Below are 20,028 nucleotides of genomic sequence, written 5' to 3' on the forward strand. Positions count from 1 at the left end.
AAATTAACCTAAATATTAGGGGGCTATCAAATGTCAAATTTTAAGAAGAATTTTCAAAGCTTTGGGAAGTCATTATTATTCCCAATTTCTTTATTGTCCTTTATGGCAATATTTTTGGGGCTGGCTGCAGCGCTTCAGAATCCAAACATTATTAAAGCGATACCTTTTTTAGGAAATGAGCCATTACAAATCTTTTTAGGACTTATCCGTAAAGTATCCGGACTGCCATTTGCACAACTTCCTTTATTATTTGCTATGGCAATCCCACTTGGAATGGTAAAACGTGATAAAGAAGTTGCAGTGTTTTCTGCAGCTGTTGGCTATATTGCAATGCTTGTTGGTATAAGTTATATTTTAAGCGTGCAAGGACTTACACCATTAACAACAACTGTTGAATATTTAACGGCAAATAAATCAATGAGTCAAGTGGATGCAATCTTGAAGAATTCATTATTTACAAATATGCTTGGAATATTTGTCTATAACATGAATGTGATTGGCGGTATTATAGCAGGTCTTATGGGAGTGCTAATCCATAATAAATTCAGAAAAACGGAATTACATCCAGCCTTATCATTTTATAGTGGTAAGCGATTTGTTCCAATTATCTCTGCACTTATCATGGTAATTGTGGGTATGATACTAGCATTTGTTTGGCCAGCGATTAATGCAGCAATTATTTCCACAGGAAAGCTTATCAGTGAAGCAGGATTATTTGGAGTTTTTCTTTATGGGTTTACAGAAAAAGTCATCAATCCTACAGGATTACATCATATTTTAAACCAAACATTCCGTTTTACGGCATTAGGTGGGATAGAAACTATCGATGGGAATAATTTAGTTGGTGCAATGCAGATTTATCTTTATCAACTAGATAACAATTTACAGTTTTCAACAAATGCAACACAGTATTTAGCACAAGGTAAAATCTTACACATGGCATTTGGAATGCCAGCTGTAGTATATGCTATTTACCGTAAAGCTCTTCCAGAGAAACGAGACAAAGTGATTAAATTCTTTTTAGCTGGTTTAACTGCGGCTATTCTAACAGGAATTACAGAACCGATTGAATTTACATTCATATTTATTTCTCCTATCTTATGGATTGTGAATTCTGTTTTTGCAGGTCTTTCATTTTTAGTACCTGCTATGTTTCATGCTGCTATTGGAAATATTCAAGGTGGAATTATTGACTGGTTTGTTTTCGGAGTATTACAAGGTGCACAAACGAAATGGGTTATTTACTTGTTTTTAGGCCCGATTTTCTTTGCAATGTATTATTTCTCATTTAGCTTTATTATTTCTAAATTCAACGTAATGACAATTGGAAGAAGTAAATCTGACTTTGAAGATTCTGAAGAAGAAACGGGAACTGGAGAAGCGTTAACTGGTGATGATAAAATTTCAGCACGTAATATCGTTGAAGGCCTAGGCGGTCTTGACAATATTGTGGATGTAGATAACTGCATTTCACGTTTGCGTGTTGAGTTAAAAGTTGGTTCAAAAATAAATAAGGATTTAATAAAAAAGACAAAACCAAATGGTATAATTATTCCTGATCCAAATACAATTCATATTGTTTATGGGGGAAGAGTTACAAAAATACGAAACATGGTAGATGATTATATTTACAATTTAAAATCAGTAAAATAATATAAATAGGAGTGATTCAATTGAAAAAGTTTAACGTAACGCTAGTTGGGGGAGGAAGTACATGGACTCCAGGACTATTACAAAGCCTATGTAAAATGAAAGAAACATTCCCAATGAATAGGTTAGTCCTGTTTGACATTGATGAGCAAAGACAATCAATTATTGGTGAATTTGCAAAGGTGTTATTTTCAGAAAACTATCCAGAATTAGAATTTTATTATACAACAGATGTAGAAGAGGCTTATAAAGACGTGGATTTTGTGTTTATGCAGATGAGAACTGGCGGATTTAAAATGCGTGAAAAAGATGAAAAAATACCATTAAGTATGGGGCTTGTAGGACAAGAAACTTGTGGTGCAGGTGGATTCGCTTATGGATTACGTTCTATAGGTGATATGATAAAAACTATTAATGATATCCGTAAATACTCAAAAGATGCATGGATTTTAAACTATACAAATCCAGCAGCTATAGTGGCAGAGGCAGTTAGAAGAGTATTTCCGGATGATAAAAAAATATTGAACATGTGTGATCAACCTGTAAATTTATTAAGATCTTACGGTAAAATTTTAGGAATGGATTCTAGTGAGTTTGAACCAGTTTACTTTGGATTAAATCATTTTGGTTGGTTTACACATTTATTTGATAAAGATGGAACAGACTTATCTCCAAAGTTAAGAGAATTAATATGTGAAAATGGGTTTAAGCCTGTTGATGCAGAGCAACGCGACAAATCTTGGCTTGCAACTTATGAGAATGTTTCAAAGATGCTTAAAGACTTCCCAGAGTATCTTCCAAATACCTACTTACAATATTATTTATATCCAAGCGAAAAAGTAGCACACTCAGATCCAAATTATACTCGTGCTAATGAAGTAATGGATGGTAGAGAAAGAAAAGTGTTTGAAGAATGCATACGAGTTACACAAGTGGGTACTTCAAGAGGTTCGGTACTTGTACACAATGATGCACATAGTGAATTCATGATAGAAGTTGCTCAGTCTATTGCTTATAATAAACAACGTATATATATAGTAATAACTGAAAATAATGGTGTGATTTCAAATATTCAAGATGATGCAATGGTAGAAGTAGCAGCTGTAATGACATCTAATGGACCAAGACCCCTCGCTGTAGGAAATATATCTACTTTCTATAAAGGATTAATGGAGGGTCAATTAGCTTATGAAAAGCTAACTGTCGATGCATATATGGAAGGTTCATACCAAAAAGCTTTGCAAGCTCTAACTTTAAATAGAACAGTAGTATCTGCTGAAAAAGCACGTAAAGTACTTGATGCGTTAATTTTAGCAAATAAAGGATATTGGCCAGAACTTAAATAAACTTTGCAATTGATTTATAAGCGATTTATAAAGAGGGGATATAATGGAAAAACTTAAATTTGTGATTGCACCTGATTCTTTTAAGGAAAGTGTAAGTGGATTTGAAGCATCCCATGCTATGAAAAGTGGCATAAAGAGTATCTTTAAAGATGCAGAATTTGATATTATTCCTATGGCAGATGGTGGAGAAGGGACCTCTGAGGTTATAGTAAATGCTCAAAAGGGAGAATTTAGAAACGTAATAGTTACAGGTCCTTTAGGTGAAAAGACAGAGGCTAGATATGGATGGTTAGTAGAAGAAAAAAAGGCAGTAATTGAAGTGGCAGAAGCTTGTGGGCTGTATTTAGTGGAACACTCTAAACGAAATCCAATGTTTACAACAACTTTTGGAGTTGGAGAAATGATTCTTGATGCTTTGAATAAAGGAGCAGATCACTTAATAATTGGACTTGGAGGATCTTCTACAAACGATGGAGGTCTAGGGATGTTACAAGCATTAGGAGTGATAGCTCTAGATACGGAGGGTAATGAATTAGGACTTGGTGGAAAAGAGTTAATTAAAATTCATAAATTAGATATTTCTAAGATGGATACTAGACTAAAAAAAATAAGTATAGAAGTAGCCTGTGATGTCCAAAATCCTTTTGTTGGGGAAAATGGGGCAACTAAAATTTTTGGACCTCAAAAGGGTGCCAAAGGCGAAATTGCAGATGAGCTCGAACTTGGAATGATTAATTTTGCCAAGGCATTAGTAGAAACCTTTGACTTTGATATTTCTAATATACCAAAGACCGGTGCTGCAGGCGGATTAGGTGGGGCTTTCCTTTTATTAAATGGTAGTTTATTAAGAGGTGTAGATTTAGTTATAAAGCACACTAAATTTGAGGAGAGAATTAAAGATGCAGATTTTATTATAACTGGTGAAGGAAGTATAGATGGCCAAACAAAGTATGGTAAAACCATAGCTGGAGTTGCACACATTGCTAAAAAGTATAATATACCAACCATTGTGCTCGCTGGCAAAGTTGGCGATGATATAGAAGAATTATACTCAATGGGAGTAACTTCAGTTTTTGGTATAGTAGATAAGCCTAAAAACTTAGAGGAAGCGCTGAAAGATGGATATAATAGCATTAAAAAAGCATCTGAAAATATTGCTAGATTGATAAAAGTATTGTATTTTAACGAAGAAAGAGTAAATTATAGCAGAACCAACAGTTGTTGTGGGGGAAAATTCGAGTGGAATAGAATGGGGAAGTCTTAATGAAGAAATAATTGAACCGGTAATTTGATGGAAATCTTTTACATTAAATTACCGGTTTTACGCGTATCTCGGTTGCCCTTATTAATATTTGCATATTTTTACTATCAATATCTTCAATTTTCAAATTACAAACTTCGCTGGCCTTTAATCCTGCGGAGTAAACCGTCGTGAGAATTGCTTAATACTTAACATTTTCGGTTGCATATCCATTTTCAATCTTCTCTTAATTCTGACATAAATAATAATACTCCCTTATTTCTTATTTCGACAATAAAAGTATGTAGGAAGTGCACCTTCTAATAAAGAATTATCTTAGTTACTTAAGATAATTCTTTATATTCTATTTAAGTAAAAATTAAATTAACGTATTAGCACTCGTCTGCCACCGCTGTTAGCGGTTTAATTCAATTTTTATTTCACGCCATTTGTCTCTTTTCATGGTTATTTATTAATTTTGTTTTTTATATACTCTTTCATAGATGCGATGGCTTTTGTTATTCTACTGAATTCTAAAAGCCATCGTTATAAATGTGACTATTTTGTAAACTTTTATATTTTTATCCTATATCGTACCACAAAATAAGGAAAATTTCAAGTCTTGTACTGTTGATAATGAAATGGTATTAATTATTAGAGGTGATAATTTTATGGATCAAAAAAGCATGACCGCATTGATAAGCGCATTTTCAAGGGCATATCATTCAGTACAAAATACAGAAAAAGTATTTGATGATTACTTGGCAAAAGACATTTTAACTGAGAATGAATACGAACAAATTTCAAGTAACATGTCAAAAGGAATCAATTTTTTCAATCCATTATTTGACGGTACACAGAAAGAAGCATTACATTGGATTGTAGATAATCAGTTATCTCCAACTCCACTTGGTAGATCAGCATTTGCGGAGAAAGCACTTGAAAATGCTGTGAGAGTTGGCGCAAAACAATATGTAATTTTCGCTGCCGGCTATGATACATTTGCATATCGTCAGCCTGATTGGGCATCAAACATTCAAATCTTTGAACTTGACCATCCGGCCACTGGTTCTGACAAACAAAATCGTATTCAATCAGTATTATCAGAAAAACCTACCAATCTGCACTACGTATCAATTGATTTTACAGAAAACAACTGGGAAAGCAATTTAATTGACTGCTTTGAATTTGATCAAAGTACAATCAGTTTTTGCAGTTTGCTTGGGATAAGCTACTATTTGTCTAAGCGGACTTTTGCTGAAACACTCTACACTATTTCATGTATTGTACCAAAAGGCAGTGTTATTATTTTTGATTATCCAGATGAGGATTCATATACCCCAAAAGCAGGAGAACGAACAAAAAAACAAGTAGCACTGGCTGGTGGGGCTAATGAGAAAATGCTTGCAAGCTATTCCTATTCAGAGCTTAAAAATTTATTAGCTGATAGTAATTTCTTGATTTATGAGCATTTGACACCAAATGAAATAACAGAGCAGTATTTCAAAAAATATAATAAATTAAATCCAGAGCATCCTATAACAGCCTTTGATAATGTAAATTATTGCTTGGCAGTGAAAAACTAAAATGAGAATAACCTAATAATAGGTTGAACTTATGTACAACAAATATCGTCTCAAGTAATCCCACATCTAACGATGTGGGATTTAATGTATTTAGATTATATTAATATTTTGAATGTAACACAATACCAATTGAGTTACATTCACATTGAGGCTATTACTGATTTTTTAAAAATTGTAAATATACTTTGTTTTTTTTACTTTCTTTTAAATTTTGAAGTTCTTATTTTTGTGATAAATAATGACCTATAAAATATAAAGCAATCCAAATAATAAGAACTATAATTATATTTACTCTAAATACTAATATTTTTCCTAAAAACATGACACAAGCAATCATTATACAAATCCATAGACAGCTTAATATCCAGAGTTTAAAAAACTCTTTTTTTGTACTACCTTTTACAGTTTCCATAAAACAGTTTTTTTTGATGTAAGCCATAATAGCAATAATACCAATCCCTATAATCAAAAATTAAGATATTATTCCTAAATTAAGATTTAGATAGAAAGTGAGATTATTAACACCATATTTTGAAATTATAGTTACACTTTGTGTAATATAATTAAATATTGATAATATTGTTATGATCATACCTGTGTACATAACATATTCGCTACATAGTGATGAGTAATGATAGTTTGATTTATAGGTATTTACTATTTCTTCACAGTAATGCTTAATATCCGTTGTTCCTAGTACATTTTCAATGCTTACACCTTGCTGCTCTGCATTTAAAAAGCTGTCTAGTATCTGTTGTAGAAATTCTTCAGCGTCCCTTGTTTTTATATTGGATGTTCTTACATAGACTACAATGTCATCAAATACATCTTTGCTTTCTAAAGATAATTTTTCAGATGCTTTATTTAATTGCATTATTAATGACTTTGTTTTAATCATTTAGGTCGTCCCCCAATATCTTATTAACTGATTTTGAAATTTTACCCCAGGAGCTACAAAAGTCTACAAATTCCTGTTCCCCTAATTTAGTAAGAGAATAGTATTTTCGTTTTGGTCCCAGCGGTGAGTCCCTGCTTACCGAGGACAATAACCCATTTTTTTCCAACCTGATTAGCAAAGGATATAAAGTTCCTTCAGATAAGTCATCAAAACCACTAATTTTTAATGAACTATATAATTCATATCCATAGGTTTCTTTTTTTAAAATTATTTTTAATATACAACCTTCTAAAATTCCTTTTAATAATTGAGAATAATTTGCCATTTTATATCACCTACCATGTAATGTAACAACCTAGTCACTATGTTGCTATGGCAAGTACATGAATACTTGATACACCTTTAGTAAGTACAGGAGATAACAAACTGGACTACACTATAAATAATATGCTCATTAACTTCTAATCTTATATAGCAGATAAGGTAAAATTAAAGCATAGGAATTCGTTTGCTTATTCTCCTTTATGGATGCAGAGGTTGCGAATAGCACTTGTGAACCTGATAATTATCCCTTCGATACCAATAGCACTCATAAGCTTTCATAGTGATTATTTGTAAATATTAAAAAGCAGAAAACACATTGTTTTCTGCTTTTTAATATTTAATTCCACCAAATTATTTTATTACCAACCTCCAGAAGATCCTCCTCCACTTGATGAACCGCCTCCAAAGCCTCCAGAACCACCTCCGGAACCTCCGAAGCCACCACCATTTCTGCCACCACGTCTACCGATTGAACTCCAAAATAGCAATGTAATAATAAATCTGGTTATTCTTCCTCTATTAAGAACAAAGTCAAGAAAAACTAATACAATAAATCCTATTGCTAGAATTCCACTTCCCTTTTTAGAGACGTTTGAACTTTCAACATATTGTGGAACATTAACGTTCTTATCTAGTTTTACATTATATTCTTTAGCTATATTATCTGCTAAAGCTGAATATGCTGCCCTAAGACCCTCTCCATATTGATTTTGCTTAAATCTTGGCACTGCAAAATCATTCATAACCCTTGAGGAGTATATATCCGTAACAGCCCCTTCTAGACCTGTACCTACCTCAACTCTCCACTTTTTTTCTTTCATTGATAATAAAATTAATAGCCCATTATTTTTACCCTTTTGTCCAATACCAAAACTTCTAAAAATCCCAGTAGTATACGATTCTATAGGCTCTCCTTGCAGCGAATCTATAACCACAACAGTAGCCTGTGCACCTGTTTTAGCTTCTAATTCCTTACCTACTGACAAAATATATTCTGTAGATTTACTATCTATCACTCCAGCGTAATCATTAACATATTTTAATTCTGTAGCTTTAGGATATTTGGTCTCTGCATTCACTATATTTATAACTGTTACTTGACTCAGTAAAAATACGCTTATCATAACTGCAAAAATAACTTTTGTGCTGATTTTTGCTTTCGTAATCATGCTTGCTGAAAAATTATGAATGTTCCTAATTAATTTCATTAAATAAGTCTTCATATTCTATCTCCTACTTAGTAAAGTCAACTTTTGGTACTACTTTAGCTGATTCACTAGCCTTATAATATGCCTTTTCATCAAATCTAAAAATCCCTGCAATAATGTTCGTCGGGAATTTTTTAATTGTGCTGTTGTAACTTGAAACATTTGTGTTATAATCCTGCCTCGCTGTTCCTATTCTATTTTCCGTACCTTCTAGAGCTACCGTTAAATCACTAAAATTCTGACTAGATTTTAAATCCGGATAATTCTCTACAACCACTAAAAGCCTTGAAACCGCACTTCCAAGTTCGCTATCCGCTTGCGCTTTTTCTGGCACCGTTTTTGCTCCTGCAAGTTTAGCCCTGGCATCTGCTATTTTTATAAATATATCTTTTTCCTGAGATGCATAGCCTTTCACCGTTTCTACCAAATTAGGAATTAAATCAGACCTTCTTTGCAATTGTGTATCTATGTTTCCTTCTGTAACTTTTACCATTTGTTCTAAACTTACAATCTTATTGTGACCTCCAATAATAGGCATTGTTATTACTAGAAATATTGCTGCAACAATTGCAATCGTTCTTAATGTTTTATTCATTTCTATACCACCTTTTTGTTTTATAGAATATATAATAGTTATTAACTATTTCATGTATCTAATTATAATAGATATAATTATTAAAGCAAATTAATCCTTATATAATAATTTATGAATTTATTAAGCGTACTATACTAATTTGCTATTTATTCTTTAAAATTATGTATTATTTCAAAAATATATTATTTAAATTTACCCTTTGGTTAACAACCTTTTATTTAATTTTAAATAATTGTAAAATCTGATTGGAATATAAAATAAAGGAACCCATTATGGCCTCCTTTATTTTACTAATTTATCTAGCATTCTTAAACAGACTCTAAATTTTCACTCTCCCAATGCACTACTTTCAATAAACGCAAAGGTCTTCTTTATGTATTCTTCTGTTTTGTAATTTCCTAATCTAACATTCATTCTCACTAAAAGAGAATTTAACTTTAAAATATCCTGCGAACTAATCTCTTTCAATTCTTCAAAGATTAATAAAGTTTTTTGATTCTTGTTATAATCTTCTATTATTAACATTTCACCTTGCTGAGATATATCTAAGTAATAGGCATTTTTTATTAGAGCTTTTTCTTTATGAATAAAATGCTTACTATTTAAATTCTTTACTATTACATGAACTGTAGAAGGTGACCAAAAGCTAATTTCACTTAGTTCACTTGATGTAATACCTGGGAATGCAGCAATTATCCACAAGGCTCTAAGCTGAGCATAAGTTACATTAAATTCCTTAAGTGGTTCGCTATGATTGCTTTTAATAGTTAATATGAATGTTCTTAAAAGATTATATACACTAATGGTCTTTTTTATAATACTAACTTCATTTGTATCAAAATCTGTTAAATCAATCTTTAAATTCATTTCATTAAGCTTCTCAATATAATCAAAAATAAACTCTTTGTTTTCTTTTATTATAATTCCAGTAAAAATTTCTATAATAAAATCTAATTCCTTATGTGAAAATAATCCTATTAAGTCAAAAAGATAGATCTTTGTTTTCTTATCCTGTTTATTTATATAAATAAACCAATTACCCGTTTCTGTTAATTGAAATTTATATGCCTTTTTATTATTAGCTTCTTCTTTAAATATCAAATTTTTGCTTATCAAAATTTTAATCATATTACTAACAGTAGGCGAAGTCCAGCATCCAATCCTTGCGACGCTACTAAGTGAAATTCCTGGAAACACTTTGATAATCCAAAGAATTCTAAGTTGTGGCAAAGTTATACCTGAAGTCTCTACCATCCTTGCGTAATTAGATTCAATTTTTAAAAAAGCATATCTCGCTAGATTATATAACGAATGTATATTAAACAAATACTCATTTTGTTCCATAATATGTCCCCTTATATGTTAGTTTAGCATTAATAGGATTTATTATTTCACACGCCTATCTAACATTCAATATTGTATCAAAAATGTTATACCAAATCAATAAAAGGATTTTCTCTTATAACAAAATATATATTTTTTGTGTAAAATATGATATAATAAATACGTTATATAGTATTTATTATCACGTATACTTAAATACAGTTTTGTTGTTTATAAAATTTTAATATCAAAAACTAATATATTTGGAGTAAAGTAATATTCAAGTATAATAATATTAAAAATAATTATATTTGGAGTAAAGTAGTACTCATATGTATCTATTTTTAATATTCGAATGCTAATTAAAATAATACTCTTTTATAGTTATTTTTAATATTCGAATGCTAATTAAATTATCTCCTGCGGAGCTGCAACATCTTCGTAGAAGATGTATTAACGACTTCAAAAGGAGATTTATACTCCCACTGAAGTTTTTTATTTGTTAGGGTATGTAACTCCCACTTATAGAAGTGGGAGACTTCCCTTCTGAAATGTCGTTAAAATAGAGGAGTGAAAATTATGTTCGTCCCAAAACTATTTACCTGTTTAAAAAATTATTCTAAAGAGCAGTTTATCAAAGATTTTGTTGCTGGAATTATTGTTGCTATTATTGCTCTCCCCTTGGCTATCGCTCTTGCCATAGCTTCTGGTGTCTCTCCCGAAAAAGGGATTTACACAGCAATCGTTGGTGGATTTGTAATCTCTTTGCTTGGAGGAAGCAGGGTTCAAATTGGTGGTCCTACTGGTGCTTTTGTAGTTATTGTATTTGGTATTGTTGAAAAATATGGCATCGATGGCCTAATTGTATCGACAATACTCGCAGGCGTCTTTCTTATAATAATGGGACTTCTTAAATTTGGTGGTATGTTAAAATTTATTCCCTACCCTATTACCACCGGATTTACAAGCGGTATCGCCATTATTATTTTCTCCACTCAGATTAAAGACTTCTTTGGGCTAACCATGCAAACCGTGCCTGCAGACTTTGTTCCTAAATGGATTGCTTACTTTAATAATTTAAACACTTTAAACATGCAAAGTATGATTATTGGCATTCTTTCACTTTTAATAATTATATTTTGGCCTAAAGTAAATAAAAAAATTCCAGGGACGCTTGTCTCGATAGTGATAGCCACTATATTAACCCTTGTATTTAATTTGAATATAGAAACTATTGGAAGCCGTTTTGGTGAAATTTCAAGTTCATTGCCTAGTATTTCTCTTCCTCATACTTCTTTTAGTATGATAAAACAACTCATGCTTCCAGCTCTAACAATTGCAATTTTAGGTGGAATAGAGTCCTTACTATCTGCAGTAGTCGCTGATGGTATGATTGGTGGTTCACACCGATCTAATATGGAACTTGTAGCTCAAGGGTTTGCTAATATTTGTTCTGGTCTTGTGGGAGGCATTCCTGTAACTGGTGCAATAGCACGAACTGCCGCTAATGTAAAAAATGGTGGTAGGACTCCTGTTGCGGGTATTGTTCATGCTTTAGCATTACTCGTAATACTTTTATTATTTATGCCATATGTAAAACTTGTACCTATGTCGTCTTTGGCCGCAATATTAATTATAGTGTCATACAATATGGGAGAATGGGAATCTTTTAAGCAAATATTCAAAGCTCCTAAAAGTGATTCTTTAGTTCTCTTAGTTACCTTTTTTTTGACACTCTTCTTCGATCTAGTAATCGCTATAGGAGTAGGCTTACTTCTTGCATCATTGCTATTTATGAGAAGAATGGCAGATGTTACAGATGTACGATTTATTCTTGATGAACATAAAGACGAAGACCAAGTAGAGCTTATAGATAGCATAAAGACTCCAGAAAATGTATCTCTATATGAAATTAATGGACCTTTCTTTTTCGGTGCAGCAGATAAATTTGTACATGCTATTAGAGAAATAGGTATTCCTACTAAAATTTTAATTGTAAAAATGTCCAATGTACCTGCTATAGATGCTACGGGATACCACGCTTTAAAAATGCTTTACTCCCTTTGCACAAAACATCACACTCAGTTAATAATATTAAATCTTCAAGAACAGCCTACTAATGTTCTTGAAAAATATGGATTTATAGATATTCTAGGAAAAGAAAATTTCTGCAGTAATGTTGAAGAAGCTATTGATAGGGCTAATTTACTACTGATAACTCCTAAAGTCGCATTAAAAAATCAAATTTTATAAAATAGTAAGAGATATCTTACCTATACTAAAAAGTACATTGGCATAAGTCAGTGTACTTTTTATTGTTTAAACCCTACCTGTTTCAAATACAAGCACCCTCCAAAAGCATATTTTTGTAAATTAATCTATATTTAAAATAAAAAAATATTTTGCTTTAATATTACAATAATCTATATAAATGTATTATACTATTAACTGTAGCCTTTATATTAAATGGGCTACCCCAATAGAATTATTTCCATTATAAAGGAGAGTCAAAAATGATATTTTCTAGTGAGACACCAATTGATACTATAGAGGAAGATTTGAGATATGTTAAGTTGTTGGCTAGCAAGTATCCCACAATTCCAGATGCTTGTACCGAAATAATAAATCTACAAGCTATCTTAAACCTACCTAAAGGAACTGAGCATTTTCTTACAGATATTCATGGCGAATATGAATCCTTCAACCATGTTCTTAGGAATGCCTCTGGCGTAATCAAAAGAAAGATTAATGATATTTTTGGTAATTCACTGAGAGATAGTGAAAAAAAAGAACTAGCAACCCTTATATATTACCCTGAACAAAAGTTAGACCTAGCGCTTAAAGAAGAGGATGATATAGACGATTGGTACAAAATCACTCTTCATAAACTTATTAAAATTTGTAGAACCATCTCCTCAAAATATACTAGATCTAAAGTCAGGAAAGCACTGCCTGTAGATTTTTCGTACATTATTGAAGAATTACTTCACGAACAACAAAGCACTTTTAATAAACAGGAGTATTACAATGGAATTATTCAAACCATAATTAAAATTGGGAGAGCTAAAGAATTTATAATTGCTATTTCAAACCTAATTCAAAGGCTTACTGTAGATAGGCTACATATTTTAGGTGATATTTATGATAGAGGACCTGGAGCTCATATAATCTTAGATACCCTTATGCGTTACCACTCTATTGATATACAATGGGGTAACCACGATATACTTTGGATGGGAGCAGCCTCCGGATCTGAAAGTTGTATTGCTACTGTTCTTCGTATTTCAACGAGGTATGCAAATTTAGATACTATCGAAGAAGGTTATGGTATTAACTTATTGCCCCTGGCAACCTTCGCTCTACATTTTTATAAGGATGACCCATGTAAATCCTTTAAGCCTAAAGTTCTTTCTGAAGATAATTATGGAGAAAAAGATCTTAACCTAATGTCTCAAATGCATAAAGCCATTTCTATAATTCAATTTAAGCTTGAAGGTGCGATAATAAAAAGGCGTCCTAATTATGAAATGCAGGACAGGCTACTTCTTGATGAGATAGACTATGAAAAGGGTATCATTAAAATTGAGGGAAAAGAATATACGCTAAACGATACTAATTTCCCAACTATAGATCCAAGTAACCCTTATAAATTATCTGAAGAGGAAAGGGAACTTATTGACAAACTTAAATCCTCTTTCTCAAATAGTGAAAAGCTCCAAAAGCATATACGTTTCTTATACTCTAAAGGTAGTATGTACTTAAGATATAACTCCAATTTGCTTTATCACGGATGCGTTGCACTGACTGATGATGGTAGTTTTAAGAAAATGAAAATAGATAACATCACTTATAGTGGAAAATCCTATATAGATAGAACTGAACGTGTCGCAAGAGAAGCCTATTTTGGGAAAGCAAATTCAGAATCTAAGCTTTATGCTTTGGACACCATATGGTATTTGTGGTGTGGTTGTAATTCGCCTTTATTTGGAAAGGATAGAATGACTACCTTTGAGCGATATTTTATAAATGACAAAAGCGCTCATACAGAAGTTAAAAATCCATACTATAAATATAGGGATGATGAAGCAATATGCAATAATATATTGGCTGAATTTGAGTTAAACCCCCATGATTCACATATTATAAATGGTCATGTTCCTGTAAGAACTATACAAGGAGAGAGTCCTATAAAAGCTAATGGTAAACTTTTAGTTATTGATGGTGGTTTTTCTAAGGCTTACCAACCAGAAACAGGCATCGCAGGCTATACACTTATTTATAATTCCTATGGATTGCTTTTAGCATCCCATGCACCTTTTGAATCCACGCAAAAGGCTATCGATGAAGGTAAGGATATTCTTTCTTCTACTATAGTTCTAGAAAAATCTACGTATCGTATACGTGTAATAGATACGGATGTAGGTCTCGACATTCAGGAGCAAATTAAAGATTTAGAGTCGCTTCTTACAGCATACAGAAAAGGACTTATTAAAGAACAACGAGTAAACTTATAAAAAGAGTTTTATAAAACTTAGAATTTAAAGCCACCTGATGCTCAATGAGCCAAGTGGCTTTACCCTTGTTAATTATCACTTTTAGGGCTGCAATATAATATGAGTTATAAGTAACTTAATTTAAAGAGCTAATATTTCTACTTTCCGTCATGCACATTTAATAATTCTTGCAATTTTTGAGCTTGCATTGCAGATTGTTCTGCAAATTCCCTAAATGTATTACTTACTGTTTCTTCCGATACTTCTCTTGCAAATGATTGATAATCTCTAGTGTTTTCTTGTGCATCTAATAACTTTTTCATAATAGTGTCTCTGGTGTTCATTTCCATCTTCATCACTCCTTCACTGCTATTTTCCCACAAAAAATATTTTTTATGTGTTTTAAATTTAAAAATTTGTTAATAAATAAAAGAAGCAGAGAATCGTATGATTCCCTGTTTCTTTTATTTATCCTATACATTAAATCATCTCCTGTGGAGCCGCGAATTTCTGTCGTTAAATTTACTCAGAAAGTGTTAAATTTACTTTTATCGTCGTTCCTTCTCTAACCAATTCTATTTTAATTACGTCACCTGCTTTATGTGTACCTTTAATCTTATTTATTTCTTCCACAGTTTTAATCTTTTTACCATCAAATTTAATAATTGTGTCCTCTACTCGCATTCCAGATTTTTCTGCGGCACTAAACTCTTTAATTTGTGCAATGTATACTCCCACTGGAATATTGTATTCCTTTGAAATATCTTCAGTGATGTCTCTGCAAGAAATTCCTATGTTAAGAACTGGTTTAAGCAAACTCTCAATTTTAGGGTTTATTGTATTAATCGGTATTGAAAAACCCAATCCTTCTACTCCTTCTTGACCTATTTTAGCAGTATTTATCCCTATAACTTGTCCCTTAGAATTCACAAGCGGGCCACCACTATTACCTGGATTAATTGCTGCATCCGTTTGAATAAACTTTAAATCTTTATTTTCAATACTTATTTGCCTATCAACTGCACTAACAACTCCTTTAGTAACAGACCCCAGTAATTCTTTCCCTAAAGGATTACCTATTGCTACCACAGGTTCCCCTACCTGAAGCGTATCTGAATCTCCAAATTCAGCCACACCTGGAACATTAGTATTATCAGCTAATTTAATTACAGCTACATCAGCTGTAGCATCATAGTTGATTATTTTTGCAGAAACTTCCTTTCCATCACTAAGCATAACTTTAATATTCTGAGCCCCGCTTACGACATGATAGTTAGTTAAAATATATCCGTCTTTACTAAATATTATTCCAGTTCCAACACCTTCTTGCTGTTGATCTTGCCTCCTAACATCCTTACTTACACTAGATGTATTTGTAGAAATTGCAACTACAGCGGGACCTACCTTTTTTACAATTTCAGGTGTAGTTAACTCCTCTGTACTATTAGCAGTAGTAAGCTTTACATTTGAATTACTAGACGCTGGTGTATTAGTTGCAGGTGTACCAGTCGTTCTTGTGTCCTTCATCATATTCATTGTTACAACAGCAGAACCTACACCTCCAAGTGTAGAACATATTATACCTACTATTATGTAAGATAATATTCTCTTACCCATCCCACATTTATTTTTTTTCACCTTTTTATTGTTTACTTCCGTATAATTAATATTTTCTAGCTTAAGATTAGTGTTTTCACTTTCTTTTTCGTTATACCCATCATTATCTGCATTTACCGTAAGTTTTTCGTTAACCCCTTCACTATGGATTATGTTTTCGTTCGTTTCATTGTTATTTGTATCGTCGCTCATATTATTTTCCTCCTCATTTACCCCGGTGTATAGATATTAGTCATTAACTATTATTCCCTCAAACATTATAATAAAACTTGATTTATATATACTTTTTTTTATTTTATCTTTAATTACATTCTAAGACCTTTATGTTACAATTTGGTGACAAATTTGTTAACAAATTTTTAATTAATATTATTTGTTTAACGACATTTCGGAATGGAAGTCTCGCACTTCTATACGCGGGAGTATAAATCTCCTTCTGAAGTCGCCACTGCATCTTCTTCGAAGATGTTCATCTCCCGCAGGAGATGATTTAATAATAAAGAAACCATTATATTTTTATATAATGGTTTCTTTATTATAAATTTTGCAGCTCCGAAGGAGATAATTTAACTTTAAGGCTTCTTTAATTTGTTATTTATTTTCATTATTTCAGATGATTCACAGTGTTATTTACCAGCATATAACTCAACTATTTTAAGTATCACTTCAACAGCTTTTTCCATAGCAAATGTTGGAATGAATTCATATTTACCATGGAAATTATGGCCACCTGCGAATATATTGGGCGTTGGAAGTCCCATAAAGGAAAGCCTTGCACCATCCGTGCCGCCTCTAATAGGTTGCGTTATAGGATTTATTCCTACTTCTTTCATAGCCAAGAATGCTGTATCTACAATATGTTTAACTGGCTCTATTTTTTCTTTCATATTGAAATATTGGTCCTTAACATCTATTTCAACTGTTCCATCACCATATTTTTTATTTAGTTTATATGCTACATCCTTGATAAATACCTTCCTATTTTCAAATCTTTCACTATTAAAATCCCTTATAATATATTGAAGTTTTGATTCCTCAACTTCACCATTAAGACTAATCAAATGATAGAATCCTTCATAACCTTCTGTATTTGAGGGTGTCTCATTTCGTGGCATTGAATTTACAAATTCGTTTGCTATAAGTGTAGAGTGAATCATCTTTCCTTTCGCCGAACCCGGGTGAACATTTCTTCCATGAATACAAATTTTTGCTCCTGCGGCGTTGAAATTTTCATATTCTAGTTCTCCGATAGTTCCTCCATCCATAGTGTATGCAAAATCTGCATCAAATTTTTTCACGTCAAAAATATCTGCACCACGGCCTATTTCTTCGTCTGGTGTAAATCCAATACGAATAGTACCATGTGGGATATGGGGGTTTTCTATTAAGTATTCTACGGCAGACATTATTTCTGAAATTCCTGCTTTATCATCAGCCCCCAGTAACGTAGTTCCATCGGTGGTTATAAGGGTTTTCCCTACGTAATTCTTTAGTTCCGGAAAATCTTTTGGAGACAGTACTATATTATTTTCTTTATTTAATATTATGTCTTCGCCATCATAGTTGTACACAAATTTAGGGTTAACATTTTTTCCTGATATATCTGGAGCGGTATCCATATGTGCTATAAATCCTATAGTTGGTATGTTTTTTTGTACATTTGCGGGGACAGTCGCCATTATATATCCATTATCATCTACACTTGCCTGTTTTAGCCCCATTGCCTTTAATTCCTTAACTAATTCTGTCGCAAGTCTCATTTGGCCAGTTGTGCTTGGAACCGTAGTTGATTCCTCATCAGATTTAGTATCGTAACTAACATACTTTAAAAATTTTTCTACAACTTTTGACATATGCTCATCTCCTTATCATTCATAAACTAATTCACTAGATATATACCATTATATTACAATTAGCTCGAATTTTAAACACTTTTTATAAGCATATTTAAATAAAATAACTGTTAATAGTTTATTTTTCATTACTAAGTTTTATATCAGAACTCCATAAATGAAATATGTACAAAATTTATTATTTTTTTTTCAAAAAGTTATCAATTAATTTTTCCGCCATTCTCTTTTGCATATTAGCTTTATTAATAAGTAGTAATATCATTAATATTAATTCTATTAACTCCCCATCTTTTTTTCCCATTTCTTTAATTCTCTCTTTTATAAATTCGGTATCTTTATCTATATCTTCTGCAAACTCTTGATTTTGAACTTCTTTAATTGCTAAAAAATTATTATATAAATCTTTTAATGGAATACTCATACTTTGAGGAGCTTTTATATCAATAATAGGATCAAATATTGTATTAATATCATTAATTGATATAGTCTGCTTCAAATTATAGATAAGTGTCAGCAGAATCATATGTTCATTAGTATATTTTTTATTTTTTGCTGGCATCAAAACCTTACCTTTAGTATAATTATTAATCATAGTTTTTGTAAGAATTTTATCTTCTTCATTTCTTCTAAGACTTCCAAGCTTTTCATTAAAAAAAGTTGTAACCTGATCCATATATAAATCTACGCATGGTATTTCCATTAAATTGATATCTTTTGTTCCTATAATCTCTTCAACTAATTCATTTAGACTTTCCTTGTTATAATCCATTTATTCCACCTCGCCTTCATTATATAGCATAGATTACTCATAATCCACAATTATGAATAATCTACAATTATAAGCACTCTATACTTATGACTTTTGTTTGATGGTGTTTGTAATAATTAAATCATCATCTTAGATGTTACAATATTAACTATAAATTTAATATTATTACTATTGATTTTTATCACTTTATAATGTAGTATTAATACATAGCTAATCTAGTTTTAAAAACTAGATATAGACTTACTATAACTGAATAACCTATATTTAACTAGTAAATGTTACAAAAAGTTTATCCTTATTTTTTAAAATCATTAGATTTAAATAATAAATTTTAATTTTAAAGGAGTGAGTGATTTGTTTTCAAAATTTAGAGAACCTGTAAGCAGCCTTACACACTTAGCTGGCGCTTTTTTATCCCTAATAGGTTTAATTCTTCTAATTAAATATTCCTTAATCATTTCAAATATGTATAACACTATTATACTTGCAGTATTTGGGGTAAGTTCAATCCTCCTTTATTGTGCGAGTTCAACATATCACCAGTCCTTATCTTCACAAAAGGTTATAAAAATACTTAGAAGAGTAGATCATTCTATGATATATGTTCTAATAGCAGGAACATATACTCCTATATGCTTAATCGCTTTAAAAGGCACCATTGGAACCCTCCTTTTTTTTGGTATTTGGATTTTAGCTCTTATAGGAATTGTTTTGAAGATAGTTTGGTTTGATGCCCCTAGATCGCTATACACTGGATTCTATATTTTAATGGGTTGGATTTCTGTCATTGCTATTGTCCCTATTATAAAGGCTATATCCTTAGGTGGATTTATCTGGCTACTAGCCGGTGGGCTCTTTTATACTGTAGGAGCTGTTATATACGCTACTAAACGTCCCAAAATAAACCTAAAGCTTTTTGGATTTCACGAGATATTTCATATTTTTATTATGCTTGGAAGCCTTTGTCATTTTATACTTATGTTTAAGTACATAATGTACATTAACTAAATTTAATATAGTAAGAATTTTAAAAATATAATTCCATAAGTATATTCAAAAAATAAAAGCTCTTTAATATTTTCAAAATATAAAGGGCTTTTATTTTTCGATTTTCAGCTAGCTAAAG

Annotated in this window: 16 protein-coding genes; 7 read left to right on the forward strand and 9 right to left on the reverse strand. The window is 31.6% G+C overall.

Translation table 11 applies throughout. The features are described from left to right. The first annotated feature begins 30 nt into the window (after positions 1–30). From ACWJKP_RS18970 to ACWJKP_RS18985, 4 genes are all read left to right on the forward strand, one after another. On the forward strand, positions 31–1,653 hold the full coding sequence (locus ACWJKP_RS18970) for a PTS transporter subunit EIIC (protein WP_165413639.1): 1,623 nt from the start codon (positions 31–33) through the stop codon (positions 1,651–1,653). A gap of 20 nt (positions 1,654–1,673) precedes the next feature. Further along, a complete protein-coding gene (locus tag ACWJKP_RS18975) occupies positions 1,674–2,996 on the forward strand; it encodes a 6-phospho-alpha-glucosidase (RefSeq protein ID WP_165413638.1) in 1,323 nt (440 codons plus the stop codon). Between the two features lie 43 nt (positions 2,997–3,039). Further along, complete coding sequence (locus ACWJKP_RS18980; RefSeq protein WP_462961348.1) at positions 3,040–4,260, forward strand: glycerate kinase; 1,221 nt, start codon at positions 3,040–3,042, stop codon at positions 4,258–4,260. 647 nt (positions 4,261–4,907) lie between these two features. Continuing rightward, complete coding sequence (locus ACWJKP_RS18985) at positions 4,908–5,822, forward strand: class I SAM-dependent methyltransferase (RefSeq protein ID WP_165413636.1); 915 nt, start codon at positions 4,908–4,910, stop codon at positions 5,820–5,822. A 472-nt stretch (positions 5,823–6,294) separates the two neighbouring features. On the opposite strand, the gene ACWJKP_RS18990 is transcribed toward ACWJKP_RS18985, so the two are convergent. From ACWJKP_RS18990 to ACWJKP_RS19010, 5 genes are all read right to left on the reverse strand, one after another. Continuing rightward, entirely contained in the window at positions 6,295–6,720 is a 426-nt protein-coding gene (locus ACWJKP_RS18990; RefSeq protein ID WP_224578717.1) for a DUF1048 domain-containing protein, read from the reverse strand. After that, positions 6,713–7,045 carry a PadR family transcriptional regulator gene (locus ACWJKP_RS18995; RefSeq protein WP_165413635.1) on the reverse strand — a complete coding sequence of 111 codons (333 nt, stop codon included), beginning with the start codon at positions 7,043–7,045 and terminating at the stop codon, positions 6,713–6,715. The genes ACWJKP_RS18990 and ACWJKP_RS18995 overlap by 8 nt, the downstream gene beginning before the upstream one ends. Before the next feature lie 358 nt (positions 7,046–7,403). Beyond that, on the reverse strand, positions 7,404–8,234 hold the full coding sequence (locus tag ACWJKP_RS19000) for a TPM domain-containing protein (protein WP_411955888.1): 831 nt from the start codon (positions 8,232–8,234) through the stop codon (positions 7,404–7,406). Positions 8,235–8,277: 43 nt separating this feature from the next. After that, on the reverse strand, positions 8,278–8,847 hold the full coding sequence (locus ACWJKP_RS19005; RefSeq protein WP_165413634.1) for a LemA family protein: 570 nt from the start codon (positions 8,845–8,847) through the stop codon (positions 8,278–8,280). Positions 8,848–9,174: 327 nt separating this feature from the next. After that, positions 9,175–10,191, reverse strand: coding sequence for a MarR family transcriptional regulator (locus ACWJKP_RS19010; RefSeq protein WP_462961349.1), 1,017 nt, complete (start codon positions 10,189–10,191; stop codon positions 9,175–9,177). 558 nt (positions 10,192–10,749) lie between these two features. Here ACWJKP_RS19010 and ACWJKP_RS19015 point away from each other — a divergent pair. Next, the gene (locus ACWJKP_RS19015; RefSeq protein WP_165413632.1) at positions 10,750–12,423 is read left to right on the forward strand and encodes a SulP family inorganic anion transporter; all 1,674 of its coding nucleotides are present in this window, start codon (positions 10,750–10,752) and stop codon (positions 12,421–12,423) included. 260 nt (positions 12,424–12,683) lie between these two features. Then, positions 12,684–14,684, forward strand: a complete 2,001-nt coding sequence (locus ACWJKP_RS19020; protein WP_165413631.1) for a fructose-1,6-bisphosphatase — start codon at positions 12,684–12,686, stop codon at positions 14,682–14,684. A 137-nt stretch (positions 14,685–14,821) separates the two neighbouring features. On the opposite strand, the gene ACWJKP_RS19025 is transcribed toward ACWJKP_RS19020, so the two are convergent. The 4 genes from ACWJKP_RS19025 to ACWJKP_RS19040 form a co-directional block, all read right to left on the reverse strand. Beyond that, entirely contained in the window at positions 14,822–15,013 is a 192-nt protein-coding gene (locus ACWJKP_RS19025; protein ID WP_165413630.1) for a hypothetical protein, read from the reverse strand. Between the two features lie 172 nt (positions 15,014–15,185). Then, positions 15,186–16,472: a S1C family serine protease gene (locus ACWJKP_RS19030; RefSeq protein WP_462961350.1), complete on the reverse strand. Its 1,287-nt coding sequence runs from the start codon at positions 16,470–16,472 to the stop codon at positions 15,186–15,188. Positions 16,473–16,906: 434 nt separating this feature from the next. Further along, positions 16,907–18,133 carry a peptidase T gene (gene pepT, locus ACWJKP_RS19035; protein ID WP_165413628.1) on the reverse strand — a complete coding sequence of 409 codons (1,227 nt, stop codon included), beginning with the start codon at positions 18,131–18,133 and terminating at the stop codon, positions 16,907–16,909. 178 nt (positions 18,134–18,311) lie between these two features. Continuing rightward, positions 18,312–18,902: a DUF1836 domain-containing protein gene (locus ACWJKP_RS19040; RefSeq protein ID WP_165413627.1), complete on the reverse strand. Its 591-nt coding sequence runs from the start codon at positions 18,900–18,902 to the stop codon at positions 18,312–18,314. Between the two features lie 354 nt (positions 18,903–19,256). Here ACWJKP_RS19040 and trhA point away from each other — a divergent pair, with 354 nt between their 5' ends. Beyond that, positions 19,257–19,910, forward strand: a complete 654-nt coding sequence (gene trhA / locus ACWJKP_RS19045) for a PAQR family membrane homeostasis protein TrhA (RefSeq protein WP_165413626.1) — start codon at positions 19,257–19,259, stop codon at positions 19,908–19,910. Positions 19,911–20,028: the final 118 nt, after the last annotated feature.

Source organism: Clostridium sp. CM037, assembly GCF_055081095.1.